Origin of the sequence: Promicromonospora iranensis (assembly GCF_028994805.1) — a bacterium.
Classification (GTDB): Bacteria; Actinomycetota; Actinomycetes; order Actinomycetales; family Cellulomonadaceae; genus Promicromonospora; species Promicromonospora iranensis.
On record NZ_JAJQQP010000012.1, the window covers coordinates 88,130 to 106,250 of the forward strand.

Genomic DNA, 18,121 nt, shown 5'->3' on the forward strand with positions numbered 1-18,121 from the left:
TCACCCCTTGATGTACGGCTCGCCCGACGCGGCCGGCGGGCGCGAGCGCCCGACCAGACCCGCCACGGCGAGCAGGGTGACGACGTACGGCACCATGAGCATGAACTGGCTGGGAACGGGCGATCCCACGACGGACAGCACGTTCTGCAGGTTGGACGCGAACCCGAACAGCAGGCCCGCGAACGCGGCCCGCACCGGGTCCCACTTGCCGAAGATGACGGCGGCGAGCGCGATGTAGCCTGCGCCGCCGGTCATGTTCTCGCCGAACTGGCTGAGGTAGACGGTCGTGTAGAACGCGCCGCCCAGCCCGGCCACGGCGCCCGCGACGAGCACCGCGTTGTAGCGGGTGCGCACGACGTCGATGCCCACGGTGTCGGCGGCCTTCGGGTGCTCGCCCACCGCCCGCAGCCGCAGGCCCCAGCGGGTCCGGTTCAGCGCGTACCAGACGGTGGGCACGGCGATGAACATCAGGTAGATGAGCAGCGGCTGGTCGAACAGCACCGGGCCGAGCACCGGGATGTCGGACAGCACGGGGATCGGGATCGAGGAGAACCGCGTGGTCGAGTTCAGGGTCTCGGCACCGGGCACGAGCACCTGGGAGTACAGGAAGCTCGTCAGCCCGACGACCAGCACGTTGAGCACCACACCGACGATCACCTGGTTCACGTGGTAGGTGATCGCGAACAGGCCCAGCACGAGCGACACGAGCGCGCCGGCGAACACCGCGGCGACCAGACCGGCCACCGCGCTGTTCGTGATCGACGAGACGATCGCCGCGGTGAAGGCCGCGCCGAGCAGCTGTGCCTCGATGGCGATGTTCACCACGCCGGCGCGCTCTCCGATCACGCCGCCCAGCGCGCCGTACACGAACGGCACCGACCACAGCACCGCACCGCCGAGCAGACCGACGACGGACAGGTCACGCGGGCTGCCCGCCCCGGCCCAGGCCAGGAAGCCCGTCAGCGCGGCCAGCGCGAACAGGACCACCAGCCACAGCGGCGTCCTGGTCCGGCGCGCGGTGCGGACGGCGGCGAACGCCGTCGCCGCGAGCATGACCGCTCCGCACACCCAGCCGACGGGTCCGGCCGGCAGCACGATGACCGGGATCTGGAAGAAGTCGCCCCGGTGCGACAGCAGGAACCGCGTATCGCCCGAGTGCGGGACCGCGACGAGCAGCAGCGCGTACAGCACCGTCACGGCGAGCAGCACGCTCGCCGCCTTCCACGTCACGACGGTGACGGTGCGTGTCGTCTCCGACAGCGGCACGTCGAGCTGAGTGGTCTTGTGGTCGGCGCTCACGCTGCCGCCTCCTTCCGGTTCCGGGTCGCCTTCGTCTTCTTCGGTGACCGACGCCGGTTCGGGTCAGGCAGCCGGAAGATCGCCCGGATCAGGGGCGGGGCCGCGATGAACAGCACGATGAGCGACTGGACCACGAGCACGATGTCGCTCGGGACGCCCTCGGCGGCCTGCATGGTCGTACCACCGGCCTTGAAGGCGCCGAACAGGATGCCCGCCGCGAGCACGCCCCACGGGTTGGACCCGCCGAGCAGCGCGACGGTGATGGCGTCGAACCCGATGCCCGCGTCGATGTCGGAGCTGAAGCCCGTGGTGACCCCGCCCAGCACCTGCGAGGCGCCGGCCAGGCCGACGAGCCCGCCGGCCACGAGCATCGAGTTCACCGTGGCGCGCCCGGTGTCGATGCCGGCGACCCGCGCGGCGCGCGGGTTCTCGCCGACGGCGCGGAACGAGAAGCCCGCGGACGACCGGTTGAGCAGCCACCACACGCCGACGACGGCCAGCAGCGCCAGCACGAAGCCCCAGGTCAGGTTGAACCGGTCACCCAGGAGGCTCGGCAGCTGCGCCGACTCGGGCGTCGGCGGTGTCTTCGGGTTGGACGAGCCGGGAGCCTGCAGCAGGCCCGGCGTCGCCAGCAGGTAGGCGATCAGGTAGAACGCCACATAGTTGAGCATGATCGTGACGATCACCTCGTGCGCCCCGGTACGGGCCTTGAGCAGACCCGCCAGCCCGGCCCACAGCGCGCCGGCCGCGATACCGGCCACGAGCGCCATCAGCAGGTGCAGCGGGAACGGCACGCCGCTCACCCCGAAGGCCACCCAGCCCGACGACGCTGCCGCCACGAGCATCTGCCCCTGGCCACCGATGTTGAACAGGCCGGCCCGGAAGGCGAGCGCCACGCCGAGGCCCGCCGCGATGAGCGGGGTCGCGTAGGTGAGTGTCTCCGTGAGCGGCCGGATGGCGGTGACGAAGTCCGTCGCCTGAAGGTTCACCACGGAACCGCGGAACAGCGCCGAGTACGCGCCGCCGATCGCCTGCCCGAGAGCGACGAACGTGTCGCCCGGCCGGGCGAAGAAGTACGAGGAGGCCGCCTTCACCCCGTCGTTGGTGAAGGCGATCATGATCGAGCCCGCCACGACGGCGAGCAGCACAGCGCCCACGGACACCGTCCACGAGCTGGTCATGGTCTGCTGGAGCGCCTTGGCCAGGCGGCTCTCCGTGTCGACCGGGGCGACGACCGGCCCGGTCTCGCGGGCTCGTTCCTGCTCCAGCTCCTCCGCGGTGCCCGGGTCCAGCCCGGGCTCCTGCTCCGGGCCCGGCCCAGAGCTCGATTCGGGCGCGCTCACGCGACCTCTCCCTTCGCGTCCTCCGGGGAGATCCCCGCCATCATCAGGCCCAGCACGTCACGCGGGGTGTCCGCGGGTACCACGCCGACCACCGTGCCGCGGTACATCACCATGATGCGGTCGGCCAGGGCCACCGCCTCGTCCAGCTCGGTGGAGACCACCACGACCGGCACGCCGGAGTCGCGCGTGGCGATGATCCGCTTGTGGATGAACTCGATCGACCCCACGTCCACGCCGCGCGTCGGCTGCGCCGCGACGAACAGACGCAGGTCGCGCGACAGCTCGCGCGCGAGCACCACCTTCTGCTGGTTGCCGCCCGACAGGCGCCCCACCGGTGTGGTGATGCCCTGTGTGCGGACGTCGAACTCGGCGACCTTCTCCTCCGCGAACCGGTCCCGGAATCCGAGCTGGAGCGCGCCGCCCTTGACGAACGGCGGCCCGTCGGAGCGGTCGAGCATGAGGTTCTCGGCGATGGTGAACTCACCGATGAGTCCGTCGTGCGTGCGGTCCTCGGGGACGAAGCCCACGCCGGCGTCGAGGATGTGGCGCACGGACCGGCCCACGAGCTCCTTGCCGTCGAGCGTGATGCTCCCCGACACGTCACCCTCCAGCCCGAGCAGGGCCTCGGTGAGCTCGGTCTGCCCGTTGCCCTGCACGCCCGCGATGACGAGCACCTCGCCGCCGCGCACCTCGAAGCTGACGTTGTCAACCGTCACGGCGCCCGACTCGCTGGTGACCACCAGGTCGGTGACCTTCAGCCCGTTGTCGTGCAGCGTGGGCGCGTCCTTCTGCACGGTCAGCTCGACGGAGCGGCCCACCATGAGCGAGGCGAGCTCGGCGTCCGACGCCGTGGGCAGGGCCTCGCCCACCACCTTGCCGTGGCGGATCACGGTGATGCGGTCCGCGACGGCGCGCACCTCGCGCAGCTTGTGGGTGATGAACACGATCGCGGAGCCCTCGTCGCGCAGCTGGCGCATGATCGCCATCAGCTCGTCGGTCTCCTGCGGGGTGAGCACCGCCGTCGGCTCGTCGAAGACCAGCACGTCCGCGTTCCGGGACAGCGCCTTGATGATCTCGACGCGCTGCTGCACGCCCACCGGCAGGTCCTCGACGACGGCGTCGGGGTCGACGTGGAACCCGAACCGCGCCGAGATCTCCTTCACCTGCGCGCGGGCCGCCTCCAGGTCGAGGCGCCCGCCGCCGCGGGTCTGCTCGTGCCCGAGCATGACGTTCTCGGCCACCGTGAAGACGGGTACGAGCATGAAGTGCTGGTGCACCATGCCGATCCCCGCGCCCATGGCGTCACCGGGACCGGAGAAGTGCTGGACCTCGTCGTCCAGCAGGATCTCGCCCTCGTCCGCCTGGTACAGGCCGTACAGCACGTTCATCAGGGTGGACTTGCCCGCCCCGTTCTCGCCCAGGAGCGAGTGGATCTCACCCGGTTGGACCACCAGGTCGATGTGGTCGTTCGCGACGAGCGCGCCGAAGCGCTTGGTGATGCCGCGCAGCTCGAGCCGCATAGGAATCCTTCCCGAAAAGGGGTCCTGCTCATGACAGGTCCCGGGGCGCACAGCGCGAGCCGTGCCCCCCGGGACCATCTTGCGTCAACTCCCTGCCGGCTACCGATCAGCCGTCAGAGGCCGTCACTCGGCGAGGTACGACTTGACCTCGACGTCGCCGGCGATGATGGACTCCTTGAGAGTCTGCACCTCTTCCCAGAGGGCCGGGTCCACCTTGTCCTCGAAGTTGTGCAGGGGCGCAAGGTCCACGCCACCGTTCTCGAGGGTGCCGACGTACGGCGCCGGGTCGAACTCCTCGTTGCCCGAGGCGACGACGGCCTCCTTCGTCGAGACGTCCATCCCCTTGAGGATCGAGGTCAGGACGATGTCCTGGGTGGCCGGGTCCGACTCGTAGAAGTCGGCGTCGACGCCCACCAGGGCGACGTCCTCGCCGGAGTCGGCGATGGCGTCCATCGCGGACTGGTAGATCGGCCCGCCGACCGGCAGGATGACGTCGACACCCTGGTCCAGGATGTTCTGGGCGGTGGTCTTCGCCGCCGGGTCGGCCGCGAAGCCACCGGTGAAGGAGCCCTTCTCGCCGTCCCAGCCGACCAGCTCGACGTCGGTGCCCTTGGTCTCGTTGTAGTAGTCGACGCCCTGCTTGAAGCCGTCCATGAAGATCGTCACGGTCGGGAAGTCCATGCCGCCGAACGTGCCGACCTTGCCCGCCTCCGAGTAGCCGGCGGAGAGGTAGCCCGCGAGGAACGCGGCCTGCGCCGTGTCGTACAGCAGCGGCTTGATGTTCTCGGCGTCTGCCTCGCCGTCGAAGTCTGCATCCGCGGCGTCGTCGACGAGGATGTAGTCGATGTCGGGGTTTTCCGTGGCCGACTCGATGGTCGTCGCGGACAGCGCGAAGCCGACGGTGACGATCGCGTCGCAGCCCTCGGCGACGAGCGACTCGACGTTGCCCTTGTAGTCGCTCTCCGACGCGGACTGGACGTCGACCAGCTCCGTGCCGAGCTCCTCCGCGGCCGCCGAGGCGCCTTCGAAGCTGAGCTGGTTGAAGCTCTTGTCGTCGAAGCCACCGGCGTCCGACACGATGCAGGGCTTGAAGTCACTGGTGGCCTCGCCACCGGTGGTCTCCTCAGGGGCGGCGCCGCACGCCGAGAGTGCGAGTGCCGCTGCTCCCGCGAGGGCGGTGAGCCGAACAGCCTTCTTCACTGGTGCTCCTTCGATGGTCCAGACGGGACCCATCCAAACAGATCTGGTCCCTATACCGCACCGAGGGTAGCCAGCGCATCCCGCATTTCGCGTTTCGAGACGGTAACCGGAGGAAGTCGTTACCGAAGCGTCATCGGCAGGAACATCTCGCGGTCAGCTCGCCGCAAACTGGGCAAGGGCCCGGACGCCGACGCCGATCGCCCGCTCGTCGACCACGAGGTCGCCCTGGTGCAGGTCGTACGTGCGGCCGCCGGGCGTACGCACGCCGAGGCGGGCCATCGTGCCGGGCACCTTGCGAAGGAACCAGGCGAAGTCCTCGCCACCCATCGACTGCTCGGTGAGCTGCACGGCGTCGGGGCCGACGGCCTCGCGGACCGCGTCCTCGAGGTCGCAGGTGGCCGCCGCCTGGTTCTCGACCGGCGGCACGCCGTGGGTCACCGTCACCGAGACCTTCACGTCGTACGGCGCCACGATCTGCTCCACCGCCTCGCGCACCAGGTCGCCCGCCTTCTCCCATGCGCGCACGTCGAGGCAACGCAGGGTGCCCTTGACGATGCCCGTGGACGGGATCGCGTTGGGCGTCGATCCCGCCTGGACGGCGCCCCACGTCAGGTTCACGCCGGACCGCGGGTCGAGCCGGCGGCCGAGCACGGCGGGCGTCTGCGTGATGACCTGGCCGAGCGCGAAGACGACGTCGCCGGTGAGGTGCGGACGGGAGGTGTGGCCACCGGGCGACGCGATCGTCACGCTCACGGAGTCGCTGGCGGAGGTGATCGGGCCGATGCGGGTGCCCACGTGCCCGACGTCGAACTTGGGGTCGCAGTGCAGCGCCGTCATGCGGTCGACGCCGTCGAGCTCGGAGGTGCGGTTGATGATGTCCTCGGCGCCGCCGGGGAAGACCTCCTCGGCCGGCTGGAAGAAGAGCCGGACGCCGCGCCGCAGCCGCCCCTCCTCCGCCAGACGGGCGAGCACGAGGCCCGCACCGAGCACCACGGTGGTGTGCACGTCGTGCCCGCAGGCGTGCGCGACACCCGGCTCGGTCGAGGCGAACTCCACGCCGCTGGTCTCCTGCAGCGGAAGGGCGTCGAGGTCGGCACGCAGGCCGACCCGGCCCTCGCCGTCGGGGCCGCGGTCGGGGCCGATGTCGCACACCAGGCCCGAGCCGATCGGCAGCAGGCGCGGCTCGAGGCCCGCGGCCCGCAGGCGCTCGGCGACGGCGTGCGTGGTGCGGGTCTCCTTGCGGGACAGCTCCGGGTGGGCGTGCACGTCGCGGCGGAACGCGATCAGCTCGGCGTCCAGGGCCTCGGTCAGCTCACCCACACGGGCGGCCAGAGCCGCTACGACGTCCGTCACGTTACCTCCGGGCACGTCTCCCACCGGCATCTGATCGCCCGAGACGATCTGATCGAAATCGGCGAGACTGACGGGCTGCGGGGTCGGGTTCACCTGACCCACGGTAGCGCTGTCCGGCCCGCGAGACACAGTGCTCGATGATCCGTCCCACCATGCGGACGGCCGTGAGACCGCCTCTCCGACATGTCCGACCTGCCGGGCGATCAGCGACTCAGAGGAGGTCCTCACGGCCGCGCTCGCGCACCGCAGCCACCACCTCTTTCACCTGCTGGGCGCGGGCCCGCGTGGTGACGAGCAGCGCGTCGGGCGTGTCGACGACCACGACGTCGTCCAGCCCCAGCACCGTCACCAGCCGGCCCGACGCCGGGACCACCACGGAGCCGGCGCTGTCGATGCGGAGCACGTCGGCCGGGTCGCCGAGGACCTTGGCGCCGCGATCGTCGTCGGACGGCAGGAGGACGGCGAGCGAGTTGTAGTCCCCGACGTCGTCCCAGCCGAACGTTCCCGGCACGACGGCGACGCCGCCCGCCTCCGCGACGGGCTCGGCCACCGCGTGGTCGATCGCGATCTTCTCCAGGCCCGGCCACACGTCCGCGAGCACCGCGGCGCGGCGCGGCGTGTCCCACGCGTCCGCGACGAGCCGCAGCGAGTCGTGCAGCTCGGGCCGCTGCTCGGCGAGGTGCCCCAGGAGCACCGAGGTCCGCGAGACGAACATGCCCGCGTTCCACCGGTACTCGCCCGAGGCGAGGTACAGCCGGGCCGTGGCGGCGTCGGGCTTCTCCGTGAACCCCCGCACGTGCAGCGTGTGCGGTGCGCCCTCGACCCCGAGCGGCTCGCCCGAGCGCACGTACCCGAACGCGGTGGAAGGCCGGGAGGCCGCGATCCCGACGGTCGTCACGTAGCCGGCGCGCGCCGCGGACACCGCCTCCCGGACCGCGAGCTCGAAGGCGCGCGTGCCGTGGATCACGTGGTCCGCGGCGAACGACCCGATCACCACGTCACCGTGGCGCTTCTCCAGCACGGCCGCCGCGAGGCCGATCGCCGCCATGGACTCGCGCGGCGACGGCTCGGCGAGCACCGCGTCGGCGGACAGGCCGGGGAGCTGCGCGCGGCAGGCGGCGACGTGCTGCTCACCGGTCACGAGGACGATGCCGTCCGGTCCGGCCAGCGGGCGCAGCCGGTGCTCGGTGGCCTGGAGCAGCGACATGCCGGAGCCCACGAGGTCGTGCAGGAACTTGGGCTCCCCGCCGCGCGAGAGCGGCCAGAGCCGGGTGCCGGACCCACCGGCCGGTACCACTGCGAAGAAGTCGTCGATCGGGGACGATGGGGCGGCGGCCGAAGTCATGCCCCGCAGGATGTCAGCCGGACAGTGTTCCCGCAGCCAAAACTCGCCGAGATCCGGGCGAACCCTGGCTGATCTCAGGGGCGGGTCCGGGCAGCAACGCGCGAGCAACCTGACAGGTGCCCGGAGCGACGACATCTCCCCTGTGGGATCAGTCACAAATGCCGCGTCCTGATGCCCGCGAGGGCCGCCAGGCGGCGATCGAGGCGACCAGTTGTCATTACAGTGGGGACCAGCCACCCCCAGCCGGACAGCCATAGGAGGCTCCCGAAGTGCCCACCGCACCAGCAGGCACGTTATACCGCGGCCGTGAAGGCATGTGGTCATGGGTCGCGCACCGCGTGACCGGCGTGCTGATCTTCTTCTTCTTGCTCGTGCACGTGCTCGACACAGCGCTGGTGCGCGTGTCCCCCGAGGCGTACAACGCAGCCATCGGCACGTACCAGACCCCGATCATGGGGCTGGGCGAAGCAGGACTCGTGGCCGCGATCGTCTTCCACGCCTTCAACGGCATCCGCATCCTCCTGGTGGACTTCTGGGCCAAGGGCCCCAAGTACCAGAAGACGATGCTCTGGGTGGTCGTCGGTCTCTTCGTCGTGACGATGGCGGGCTTCCTGCCGCGGCACCTCATCAACGTCTTCACCGGGGGTCACTGATGGCACACGGAACCGCAGCGGTGGCGAAGATCGACTCCCCGCGCTCCCCGTACGTGCGGCGCAGGACGACGCGCGGCAACTACGAGCTCTACTCCTGGGTCTTCATGCGGGCGTCCGGCGTGGTGCTGCTCGTCCTGATCTTCGGGCACCTGTTCGTGAACCTGATGGTCGGCGAGGGCGTGCACGCCATCGACTTCGCCTTCGTGGCCGGCAAGTGGGCGAACCCGATGTGGCAGGTCTGGGACCTCCTCATGCTGTGGCTCGCCATGATCCACGGCACCAACGGCGTGCGCACGATCATCAACGACTACGCCACGCGGGACGTGACGCGCGGTGTGCTCAAGGGCCTGCTGTACCTGGCGTTCATCGTCGTGGTCGTGCTCGGCACCCTGGTGATCTTCACGTTCGAGGCGTGCCCGCCCGACGCGCCCGCAGAGCTGCTCGCCTCCTTCTGCACGGCCTAGCACCAGCACGTCCCCCAGCCCCACACTCCGAAACTCTTCAGCAGGAGGCATCGAGCCCGATGCAGACCCATCAGTACGACGTTGTCATCGTCGGCGCCGGCGGCGCCGGGATGCGCGCCGCCCTCGAGTCGTCCAAGGAGGCCCGCACCGCGGTGATCTCCAAGCTGTACCCCACCCGCTCCCACACCGGTGCCGCCCAGGGCGGCATGGCGGCAGCCCTCGCGAACGTCGAGGACGACAACTGGGAGTGGCACACCTTCGACACCGTCAAGGGCGGTGACTACCTCGTCGACCAGGACGCGGCCGAGATCCTCGCCAAGGAGGCGATCGAGTCGGTCCTCGACCTGGAGCGGATGGGCCTCCCGTTCAACCGCACCCCCGAGGGCAAGATCGACCAGCGCCGCTTCGGCGGGCACACCCGCGACCACGGGCAGTCCGCCGTGCGCCGGGCGTGCTATGCCGCGGACCGCACCGGTCACATGATCCTCCAGACGCTCTACCAGAACTGCGTCAAGCAGGACGTGGAGTTCTTCAACGAGTTCTACGTGCTGGACCTCATCACGGACCACGACCTCACCACGGAGCAGATCGCGGAGGGCGAGGAGGTCAACGCGACCGGCGTCGTCGCCTACGACCTCGCCACCGGCGAGATCCACGTGTTCCAGGCCAAGGCGATCATCTTCGCCACGGGTGGTGCCGGGAAGATCTTCAAGACGACCTCGAACGCGCACACCCTGACCGGTGACGGCATGGCCCTGGCGTACCGCCGCGGCCTGCCCCTGGAGGACATGGAGTTCTTCCAGTTCCACCCGACAGGTCTGGCGGGGCTCGGCATCCTGCTCTCGGAGGCGGCCCGCGGTGAGGGTGGCATCCTGCGCAACTCCGAGGGTGAGCGCTTCATGGAGCGCTACGCCCCGACGATCAAGGACCTCGCGCCGCGCGACATCGTCGCGCGCTCCATGGCGAACGAGGTGCGTGAGGGCAGGGGCGCCGGCCCGAACAAGGACTACGTGCTGCTCGACCTGACGCACCTGGAGCCCGCGCACATCGACGCCAAGCTCCCGGACATCACCGAGTTCGCGCGCACCTACCTCGGCATCGAGCCCTACACCGAGCCCGTGCCCGTCTACCCCACCGCGCACTACGCGATGGGCGGCGTGCCGACCAACGTCAAGGGCGAGGTGCTCCGCGACGGCGTCAACGTCGTCAAGGGCCTCTACGCCGCCGGTGAGGTCGCCTGCGTGTCCGTGCACGGCTCCAACCGCCTCGGCACCAACTCGCTGCTCGACATCAACGTGTTCGGCAAGCGGTCCGGCCGGGCCGCCGCCGAGTACGCCAGGACCGCGTCGTTCCACGAGCTCCCGGAGGACCCGACGGTCCGCGTGATCGCGCAGCTCGACGAGATGCGCAACCGGCCCGACGGCGAGCGTGTGGCGGACATCCGCAAGGCGCTCCAGGAGACCATGGACCTCAACGCCCAGGTGTTCCGCACGGGCGACTCGCTGAACGAGGCCCTGGCCGACATCCGCGAGCTGCAGAAGCGGTACCGCAACGCGTCGGTGCAGGACAAGGGCAAGCTCTTCAACACCGACCTCCTCGAGGCCATCGAGCTGGGCTTCCTGCTCGACATCGCCGAGGTCACCGTGGTGGCGGCCATCAACCGCAAGGAGTCGCGCGGCGGTCACTACCGCGAGGACTACCCGAACCGCGACGACGCCCACTACATGCTGCACACGATGGCCTACCGTCGTCCGCCCGAGGCGTCGGACCAGGCCGAAGGCCACATCGAGGGCTACTTCGACCACGTCGAGGAGTTCGACGGCTACAAGGTCGTCCTGGGCTCCAAGCCCGTCATCCAGACCCGGTACGAGCCGATGGAGCGTAAGTACTGATGACTGCCACTCTCGAAGCCGACGCACCTGCTCCCGCGGGCGAGATCCCCTCGTTCACGGTCACGATGCGCGTCCGGCGGTTCAACCCCGAGGTCTCCGAGGAGGCCACCTGGGAGGACTTCACGGTCGAGGCGCACGGCACCGACCGCGTGCTCGACGCGCTGCACAAGATCAAGTGGGACATGGACGGTTCGCTCACGTTCCGCCGCTCGTGCGCGCACGGCATCTGCGGTTCGGACGCGATGCGGATCAACGGCCGCAACCGTCTGGCCTGCAAGACGCTCCTCAAGGACGTCAACCCGGACAAGCCGATCACGGTCGAGCCCATCAAGGGCCTGCCGGTCGTGAAGGACCTCGTCGTCGACATGGAGCCGTTCTTCGCCTCCTACCGCGAGATCATGCCGTTCCTCATCACCACCGGGAACGAGCCCTCCAAGGAGCGCTACCAGTCCCCCGAGGACCGCGCCCGGTTCGACGACACCACCAAGTGCATCCTGTGCGCCGCGTGCACGTCGTCCTGCCCGGTCTTCTGGACGGACGGCCAGTACTTCGGCCCGGCGGCGATCGTCAACGCGCACCGGTTCATCTTCGACAGCCGTGACGAGGGTGGCTCGCAGCGCCTGGAGATCCTCAACGACAAGGAGGGCGTGTGGCGGTGCCGCACGACCTTCAACTGCACCGAGGCCTGCCCGCGTGGGATCGAGGTCACGAAGGCCATCCAGGAGGTCAAGCGGGCCATGATCACTCGGGCTTTCTGATCGTTCTTCGTTCGACCTCCGCCGCGGGCGGCAGGTAGGGGTGGCCGGCCGCCCCTACCTGCCGCCCGCGGCTCTGCTGTCGGTGTGCCCGCTCGGAACTTCCCTCGCTGGGCGAGGGCGGGCGGCGGGGTAGGCGGGGGACAGGGTCGGGGAGAGCGGAGGGGCGACGGACTGCTGGTCCGGGTCCCTGTCCGGGTCCTGGTCGGCCTCGGCCATCCAGGCGCACGCCAGGAGGAGGACCCGGGCGAGGAGGTTGACGAGCAGCAGCAGCGTGACCACGACCGCGAAGGACGCCAGGAGGGCGTTGCGGGTGGCGATGCCCCCGATCACCTCGGCACCGAGAAAGCGCAGCCCGCCGGCGAGGACACCGACACCGAGCGAACCGGTCAGCAGGTCCCGGCGGGCCGGGCGGACACCGCCGACGAACCGGATCACGGCGGCGACCAGGATGGTGTCGAACAGCACGGTCAGGACCAGGCCGACGCCGCGTACCGCCCAGCTGACGCCCTCGTCCAGGCTGACGAGCTCCAGCAGCCACGGCACCGCCGCCGACACCGCCACGCTCGCCACCGCCGTGACCAGGACGCCCACCCCGAGCAGCGCGAAGCCCAGGAGCGCCCGCAGCCGGGCGATCACCGGGTTGACCGCGTCGTCCGTCCTGCCGAACATCGCGCGCACCGACGTGCGCAGCGCGCTCATGAACCTCGTGGCGGACCAGAGCAGCACCAGGGTCGCCACGATGGAGGTCCAGCTCACCGCGGTGGACAGCTCAAGGTCCGACGGCGACAGCACGCCCCCGGCGCCGGTGTCGACGAGGCCCGGGACCCAGGTCTCGATCTGTGCCAGGACGGCATCCCGCAGCTCGGTGTTGGCGCCCAGGACGCGAACGAAAGCCGTGTAGCCGATGGTGAGGGCGGCGAACACGGAGAACAGCGCCGCGTACGCCATGCCGCCGCAGAGCACCGATCCGTTCGCCGCGTTGTACCGCGCCAGTGCGCGACCGGCACGAGTGGCCTCCCACCACGCCCAGACCGCTTTTCCCCGCTCTGTCAGCCGCTTCATCGCGTCCGAGCCTAAGCGCAAACGGGTCAGGCTCTACCTGTATCGGCTGAACCTGCGGTTCCGCTTCGGGCTCAGCCGAGGGGAAAGGCCGCCTGGGGACGCCAGATGCCGTCGTCGCCGTGCTCGTACTGGTAGAAGCGGTCGACGTCGAACTCGGCCGAGTAGTCGGCCATCGCCTCGAACGCCTTGTCGAGGGAGGAGTCGGGCACCTCGTGCGCGATCGTCACGTGCGGGTGGTAGTTGAACCGCAGCTCCCCGTCAAGGATCCCGGACCGCACGTTCGCCTCGAGCTGCTCGCACTCGGAGATGCCCTGCGCCAGCGCCACGAACACGACCGGCGAGATCGGCCGGAAGGTGGCGGTGCCGCGCAGCTTCACCCGGAAGGGCGGCGCCGCGGCGGCCACCGCAGCCAGGTGCGCCCGCGCCTCGGCGAGCTGCCCGACGTCGAGGAGGGTCGGGCCCAGCAGCGTGATGTGCGGGGGGATGAAGTCGGCGAGCGGGTCCTCGGCGGCGACCCGCGCCGCGCTCAGCTCGGCGGCGTAGGGCTCCGGGATCTCGATGGCGATCCCGATACGCACCTGGCCGGGGCCCCGCTCGGGCAGGTTCACCGGACGCCTCGTGCGGGGAGCAGACCGAACCGTTCGTACATCCGGTTCAGCACCGGGCCGGCGATCGCCCGCGCCCGGTCCGCGCCGTCGGCGAGCACACGGTCCAGCTCGGCGGGGTCGGCGAGGTAGGTGTTCGCCCGGGCCTGGAACGGCTCGAGGAAGGCGACGACGGCGTCGGCCAGGTCCACCTTGAGGTACCCGTAGCCGCGACCGTCGTACTTCTTGGCGATCTCGTCGACGTCGCGGTCGGTCACCGCCGAGAAGATCGTCAGGAGGTTGGAGATGCCGGGCTTCTCGGCCGGGTCGAAGCGCACGCCGTACGACTCGTCCGCGTCGGTCACCGCCGACTTGATGGCCTTGACCGCCTTCTTCGGGTCCTCCAGCAGCCAGACGACACCCTTGCCGCCCGTGCTGGACTTGCTCATCTTGGCGCTCGGGTCCTGCAGGTCCTGGATCTTCGCGACGGCCTTGACGATGTGCGCGTCCGGCACGACGGCGGTCCCTTCCCCGAAACGACCGTTCAGCCGCTCCGCGAGGTCTCTGGTGAGCTCCAGGTGCTGGCGCTGGTCCTCGCCCACGGGGACCAGGGCGGCGTCGTACAGCAGGATGTCGGCAGCCATCAGCACGGGGTACGTGAAGAGGCCGACGGTGGTGCCTTCGCTGCCCTGCTTGGCCGACTTGTCCTTGAACTGCGTCATCCGCCCGGCCTCGCCGAACCCGGTCTGGCAGCTCAGGAGCCACGCCAGCTCGGCGTGCGCGGCCACGTGGGACTGCACGAACAGGATCGACCGCTCGGGGTCGATACCCCCGGCGAGGTACTGCGCGGCGGTGCGGCGGGTGCGCTCGCGCAGCAGGGCCGGGTCGGGGCTCACGGTGAGGGCGTGCAGGTCGACGACGCAGTAGAGCGCGTCGTAGGAGTCCTGCAGCGCGATCCACTGGGACAGCGCACCGATGTAGTTGCCCAGGTGGAGCGACCCGTCAGTGGGCTGCATCCCGGAGAAGATTCGCTCCCGGGCGGGGCGGTGGGCAGACGCGCCTGCGCCCACCGCGGTCGAGGTTTCGGACGACATGGCGAACATTCTGGCAGGTCCCTGCGCGCTCACCGAATCGTCAGGTCGCTTCGTCGTCGTACGGCGCCTTCCCGGGTTCCGCACCTGCCCCGGCCGGGACCGTGCCGTTCCGCTCCGCCGCGCGCGCCGCGGCCGCCGAGCCGGCGGCAGCCGGCCCCGCGTACGGGGTGTCGTCGAGGAGCGCGTCCCGGACGATCTTGCGCGGGTCGTACTGGCGCGGGTCGAGCTTGGACCAGTCGACGTCGTTGAACTCCGGTCCGAGCTCGTCGTCCACGCGCGCCTTGGCGTTCTGGAGCAGGTCACGACCGCGGCGCACGAGCGAGCCGAGCTGCTCCGCGTAGACGGGTAGCCGTTCCGGGCCGATCACGAGCATCGCGACCACCAGAATGATCACGAGCTCCCAGCCATTGATGCCGAACACGCTCAGAGCCTACTCGCGTCGCGGGACCTGCCGGAGAACGCCAGATGAACCCGGTTCACCGGCCGCTCGACCGCTCTTCGAGAACCACGCGGACCTCGCGCTCCTCGCCGCCGGAACGCACCTGGAGCGTCACCGAGTCACCGGGCGCCTTGGCCCGGATGGCGACGATGAGCTCGTCGGCCACCGACACCGGGCGGCCGTCGATCGAGAGGATCACGTCGCCCGGCTCCACGCCCGCCTGGTCGGCAGGGCCGTCCGGCGTCACCGCCGGCGTGCCCTGCTGCGACTCCTCGGAGACCCGCACGCCCTCGCCCTGGTAGCTGGGGTCGAGCAGCACGCCGATGATCGGGAACGTGGCCGTGCCGGTCTCGATGAGCTGCTCGGCGGTGTGCCGCGCCTGGTTGGACGGGATGGCGAAGCCGAGGCCGATGTTGCCGGTGGCCGCGGCCGTGCCCGGCCCCTGCGCGATGGCCGAGTTGATGCCGATCACCTCGCCGGCCGAGTTCACGAGCGGTCCGCCCGAGTTGCCGGGGTTGATGGCGGCGTCCGTCTGGATGGCGTCGATGAACGCGGCCTCGGCGGCCTCACCCGCTTTCACGGGGCGGTGCAGCGCGCTGACGATGCCGGTGGTGACGGTGGCCTCCAGGCCCAACGGGGAGCCGACGGCGAGCACCGAGTCCCCGACGACCACGTCGTCGGAGTCGCCCAGCACCAGCGGCTCCAGACCCCTCTCGTCGACCCGGATCACCGCGAGGTCGTAGTCGGGGGTAGCGCCCACGAGCTCGGCGGGCTGCTCGTGCCCGTCGGCGAACGTCACCGTGACGTCAGCCCCCGACGCCGCCTCCGCGACCACGTGGTTGTTCGTCAGGATGTAGCCGTCGGCCTTGAGGATCATGCCGGACCCCGTCGCGACGCCCTGCTGGGCGCGCACCTCGATCGAGACCACGCTCGGCAGGGCCGCGGCCGCGATGGCAGCCACCGAACCTTCGGGGCGCTCCACCTGCGTGGCGCCCGCCGCCGGCTCCGGGAGCGCGGCGTTCGCGGGCCGCGCCGACTCCTGCGAGTCCAGCAGCGCGAAGGCGGCGACACCACCGCCCGCCCCCGCAAGCAGGCCCAGCAGCACGACGGCGGACACCGCGCGTGCGCCGAGCTTGCCGCGCCGGGTCGTGGTGCCGTGCGAGGTGGCGTGCGGGGTGGCGTGCGGGTCGGTGTCGGTCCCGTACGGGGTCGGGTGCGCCGAAGGGTGGGGCCCATGACGGTCCTCGGCGGCCGCCCCGGCCAGGGCGGGAGCTGCCACGGTGGTCAGGAACCCCGACGCCGGGAGCTGCGCGGTGGGCTGCTCACCGGGCTGCTGCGGCAGCCGCTCGGTGGCCTGGTCCGGCGCGGCGGCCGGCTCCGGCCGCTGGGCCCCCGGGCCTGTTGCGGGCCGGGCCTCGGGCTCGGGTGCGGAGTCCGCTGCCGGAGTCCTCGGCTCGTTCGCGGAGGGCACTGCTGCACGCGGCGTGGGCGGCGCGAACGGGTTCTCGTCGGTCATGGGCTTTCGATGACTCCTGTCACGGTGTGCCACCCGCGGGCGATGCGGGGCAGGACCCCGGCATCGTAGCCATGCTCACCGAACGACGCCACGAGCTCGGTCAATACCTCCTCCGGCGCGTCCGCCACGACGTCGACCACCATGTCCTCCGACTGCCACGCCACGTGGGCGGGCTCGGTGGCGAGCACCTGGACCTCCCCGGAGCCGGCGGTGCCGTCCGGGGCCAGCTGGCCCGGGCGTTCGCGGACCACCGCGTGACCGGTGGGCCCGGTGAGGTCGATCTCGAGCGTCTGCCCCTGGTCGCCCACCAGACGCATCGCCGAGACCGTGTACCCCTCGGGCAGCTCCGTGGGCGCCACCCAGCCGTTGTCCGCCGCCCAGTCGAGCGCGGCGGGCGTGAGCTGGCCGGGAGCGGCGTCGAGCGTGGCGAGCACGTCCTGCCCTGCCGCTGCCGCGTCCGGTCCCGTGCGGCCCAGCATGGTCATGCTGGTCTGTGCGGAGAGCTGCGGGGACACGACGGGGACGTCACCGAGCGTGAAGAGCGCGAGCCCCAGGACACCCGCGCCACCGACACCGAGCGCGGTGATCCGTGCGGTCCGGCGCCGCCGCGCCGGGCGGTCGAGCCGGCCGTCGAACCCCTCGCCGCCGTCGAACCCCGCGGTCTGCCACACCGGCACCGACAGCGGGTCCGGGCCGAGGAAGGGCCGCCGCAGCGGGTCGTCGGAGGTGGGCGGGATGCTGGCCTGGAGTGCCATCAGGCGCGCGGTCAGGGCCGGGTCCGGCATGACGTCCGCGGCCGAGGACAGTGCACGCCGGGCCGCACGGGCCGAGTCCAGCTCGCGGGCGCACAGGCGGCACATCGTCACGTGGGACAGGGCACGCTCGGTCTCCGCGGGCGAGAGCTGCCCGTCCGCGAGCGCGCTGATCAGGTCCCCGAGGTGACTCATCGGACGCCCCCGCGCGTGGGCGCCAGGTGCTCCAGCGCGTCGCGGAGCTGGGCGCGGGCCCGGTGGATCCGGGAGCGCACCGTCCCGAGCTTGACGCCAAGCGTCACGGCGATCTCCTCATAGCTCAGGCCCTCGATGTCGCACAGCACGACGGCGGCACGGTACTCGGGGCGCAGGGCGTCGAGCGCCTTCTGGACGTCCTGGTCCAGGTTGGCGTGCTCGTACCCGCGCTCCGGACGGCCGAAGTCGCCGGTGTCGGCGACGTGGCCGTCGTCGTCCCCCATCGCCTCCATGCGGATGCGCTTCTTGCGGCGCGCGCCGTCGAGGAACAGGTTGGTGGTGATGCGGTGCAGCCAGCCCTCGAACGTGCCCGGCGTGTAGCTGGACAGCGAGCGGAACACCCGGATGAAGGTCTCCTGCGTGAGGTCCTCGGCGTCCTGCTTGTTGCCGGTCAGCCGGTAGGAGAGCCGATAGACGCGCGCGGAGTGCTCGCGCACGATCTCTTCCCAGGTCGGCGGCTGCCAGGGCAGGTCGGCGGCGCCGGGCCCGGAAGGTACCGACGCACTTACGTCTGCTGCTGCACGAGTACTCACAGAAGTCATCGTCCTCTCAACGCACGCCGAAGCCCAGTCGTTCCCACGGGCTGTACCCT

Annotated in this window: 17 protein-coding genes; 4 read left to right on the plus strand and 13 right to left on the minus strand. The window is 70.8% G+C overall.

Annotated features, from left to right (window positions below; genetic code table 11):
• From LUM46_RS20115 to LUM46_RS20140, 6 genes are all read right to left on the minus strand, one after another.
• Positions 1-1,299 (minus strand): ABC transporter permease, encoded by a 1,299-nt coding sequence (locus LUM46_RS20115; RefSeq protein WP_274996408.1) that lies wholly within the window; start codon positions 1,297-1,299, stop codon positions 1-3.
• Positions 1,296-2,642 carry an ABC transporter permease gene (locus LUM46_RS20120; protein ID WP_274996410.1) on the minus strand — a complete coding sequence of 449 codons (1,347 nt, stop codon included), beginning with the start codon at positions 2,640-2,642 and terminating at the stop codon, positions 1,296-1,298. The genes LUM46_RS20115 and LUM46_RS20120 overlap by 4 nt, the downstream gene beginning before the upstream one ends.
• Complete coding sequence (locus tag LUM46_RS20125; protein WP_274996412.1) at positions 2,639-4,162, minus strand: ABC transporter ATP-binding protein; 1,524 nt, start codon at positions 4,160-4,162, stop codon at positions 2,639-2,641. The genes LUM46_RS20120 and LUM46_RS20125 overlap by 4 nt, the downstream gene beginning before the upstream one ends.
• Before the next feature lie 123 nt (positions 4,163-4,285).
• Positions 4,286-5,362, minus strand: a complete 1,077-nt coding sequence (locus LUM46_RS20130; RefSeq protein WP_274996414.1) for a BMP family lipoprotein — start codon at positions 5,360-5,362, stop codon at positions 4,286-4,288.
• A 153-nt stretch (positions 5,363-5,515) separates the two neighbouring features.
• Positions 5,516-6,745: an amidohydrolase gene (locus LUM46_RS20135; protein WP_274996549.1), complete on the minus strand. Its 1,230-nt coding sequence runs from the start codon at positions 6,743-6,745 to the stop codon at positions 5,516-5,518.
• A 181-nt stretch (positions 6,746-6,926) separates the two neighbouring features.
• Positions 6,927-8,060, minus strand: coding sequence for a mannose-1-phosphate guanylyltransferase (locus LUM46_RS20140; RefSeq protein ID WP_274996417.1), 1,134 nt, complete (start codon positions 8,058-8,060; stop codon positions 6,927-6,929).
• A 269-nt stretch (positions 8,061-8,329) separates the two neighbouring features.
• On the opposite strand from LUM46_RS20140, the gene sdhC reads away from it, so the two are divergent.
• Genes sdhC through LUM46_RS20160 form a run of 4 tightly spaced genes read left to right on the plus strand, consistent with a single transcriptional unit; the run spans position 8,330 to position 11,827 of the window.
• Positions 8,330-8,713 (plus strand): succinate dehydrogenase, cytochrome b556 subunit, encoded by a 384-nt coding sequence (sdhC, locus tag LUM46_RS20145; protein ID WP_253876659.1) that lies wholly within the window; start codon positions 8,330-8,332, stop codon positions 8,711-8,713.
• Complete coding sequence (locus LUM46_RS20150) at positions 8,713-9,177, plus strand: succinate dehydrogenase hydrophobic membrane anchor subunit (RefSeq protein ID WP_274996422.1); 465 nt, start codon at positions 8,713-8,715, stop codon at positions 9,175-9,177. Before sdhC ends, LUM46_RS20150 begins: the two co-directional genes overlap by 1 nt.
• 59 nt (positions 9,178-9,236) lie before the next feature.
• Positions 9,237-11,069 (plus strand): succinate dehydrogenase flavoprotein subunit, encoded by a 1,833-nt coding sequence (gene sdhA, locus LUM46_RS20155; protein ID WP_274996424.1) that lies wholly within the window; start codon positions 9,237-9,239, stop codon positions 11,067-11,069.
• Positions 11,069-11,827: a succinate dehydrogenase iron-sulfur subunit gene (locus tag LUM46_RS20160; RefSeq protein ID WP_274996425.1), complete on the plus strand. Its 759-nt coding sequence runs from the start codon at positions 11,069-11,071 to the stop codon at positions 11,825-11,827. Before sdhA ends, LUM46_RS20160 begins: the two co-directional genes overlap by 1 nt.
• 54 nt (positions 11,828-11,881) lie before the next feature.
• On the opposite strand, the gene LUM46_RS20165 is transcribed toward LUM46_RS20160, so the two are convergent.
• From LUM46_RS20165 to sigE, 7 genes are all read right to left on the minus strand, one after another.
• A complete protein-coding gene (locus tag LUM46_RS20165; RefSeq protein ID WP_274996427.1) occupies positions 11,882-12,889 on the minus strand; it encodes a YihY/virulence factor BrkB family protein in 1,008 nt (335 codons plus the stop codon).
• Positions 12,890-12,960: 71 nt separating this feature from the next.
• Positions 12,961-13,497 (minus strand): 2'-5' RNA ligase family protein, encoded by a 537-nt coding sequence (locus tag LUM46_RS20170; protein WP_274996429.1) that lies wholly within the window; start codon positions 13,495-13,497, stop codon positions 12,961-12,963.
• On the minus strand, positions 13,494-14,567 hold the full coding sequence (gene trpS, locus LUM46_RS20175; RefSeq protein ID WP_274996430.1) for a tryptophan--tRNA ligase: 1,074 nt from the start codon (positions 14,565-14,567) through the stop codon (positions 13,494-13,496). The genes LUM46_RS20170 and trpS overlap by 4 nt, the downstream gene beginning before the upstream one ends.
• A gap of 40 nt (positions 14,568-14,607) precedes the next feature.
• Positions 14,608-14,988: a twin-arginine translocase TatA/TatE family subunit gene (locus tag LUM46_RS20180; protein WP_274996432.1), complete on the minus strand. Its 381-nt coding sequence runs from the start codon at positions 14,986-14,988 to the stop codon at positions 14,608-14,610.
• Between the two features lie 55 nt (positions 14,989-15,043).
• Entirely contained in the window at positions 15,044-16,522 is a 1,479-nt protein-coding gene (locus LUM46_RS20185) for a S1C family serine protease (protein ID WP_274996433.1), read from the minus strand.
• Entirely contained in the window at positions 16,519-17,469 is a 951-nt protein-coding gene (locus LUM46_RS20190) for a zf-HC2 domain-containing protein (protein ID WP_274996435.1), read from the minus strand. Before LUM46_RS20190 ends, LUM46_RS20185 begins: the two co-directional genes overlap by 4 nt.
• Positions 17,466-18,071: an RNA polymerase sigma factor SigE gene (gene sigE / locus LUM46_RS20195; protein WP_274996437.1), complete on the minus strand. Its 606-nt coding sequence runs from the start codon at positions 18,069-18,071 to the stop codon at positions 17,466-17,468. The genes LUM46_RS20190 and sigE overlap by 4 nt, the downstream gene beginning before the upstream one ends.
• Positions 18,072-18,121: the final 50 nt, after the last annotated feature.

Excerpts from the sequence above, each read along its gene's own strand:
- LUM46_RS20125 (WP_274996412.1), bottom strand. The coding sequence starts at position 4,162 with ATGCGGCTCGAGCTGCGCGGCATCACCAAGCGCTTCGGCGCGCTCGTC.
- LUM46_RS20135 (WP_274996549.1), bottom strand. The coding sequence starts at position 6,745 with ATGCCGGTGGGAGACGTGCCCGGAGGTAACGTGACGGACGTCGTAGCG.
- LUM46_RS20140 (WP_274996417.1), bottom strand. The coding sequence starts at position 8,060 with ATGACTTCGGCCGCCGCCCCATCGTCCCCGATCGACGACTTCTTCGCA.
- LUM46_RS20150 (WP_274996422.1), top strand. The coding sequence starts at position 8,713 with ATGGCACACGGAACCGCAGCGGTGGCGAAGATCGACTCCCCGCGCTCC.
- sdhA (WP_274996424.1), top strand. The coding sequence starts at position 9,237 with ATGCAGACCCATCAGTACGACGTTGTCATCGTCGGCGCCGGCGGCGCC.
- LUM46_RS20160 (WP_274996425.1), top strand. The coding sequence starts at position 11,069 with ATGACTGCCACTCTCGAAGCCGACGCACCTGCTCCCGCGGGCGAGATC.
- LUM46_RS20165 (WP_274996427.1), bottom strand. The coding sequence starts at position 12,889 with ATGAAGCGGCTGACAGAGCGGGGAAAAGCGGTCTGGGCGTGGTGGGAG.
- trpS (WP_274996430.1), bottom strand. The coding sequence starts at position 14,567 with ATGTCGTCCGAAACCTCGACCGCGGTGGGCGCAGGCGCGTCTGCCCAC.
- LUM46_RS20185 (WP_274996433.1), bottom strand. The coding sequence starts at position 16,522 with ATGACCGACGAGAACCCGTTCGCGCCGCCCACGCCGCGTGCAGCAGTG.
- LUM46_RS20190 (WP_274996435.1), bottom strand. The coding sequence starts at position 17,469 with ATGAGTCACCTCGGGGACCTGATCAGCGCGCTCGCGGACGGGCAGCTC.
- sigE (WP_274996437.1), bottom strand. The coding sequence starts at position 18,071 with ATGACTTCTGTGAGTACTCGTGCAGCAGCAGACGTAAGTGCGTCGGTA.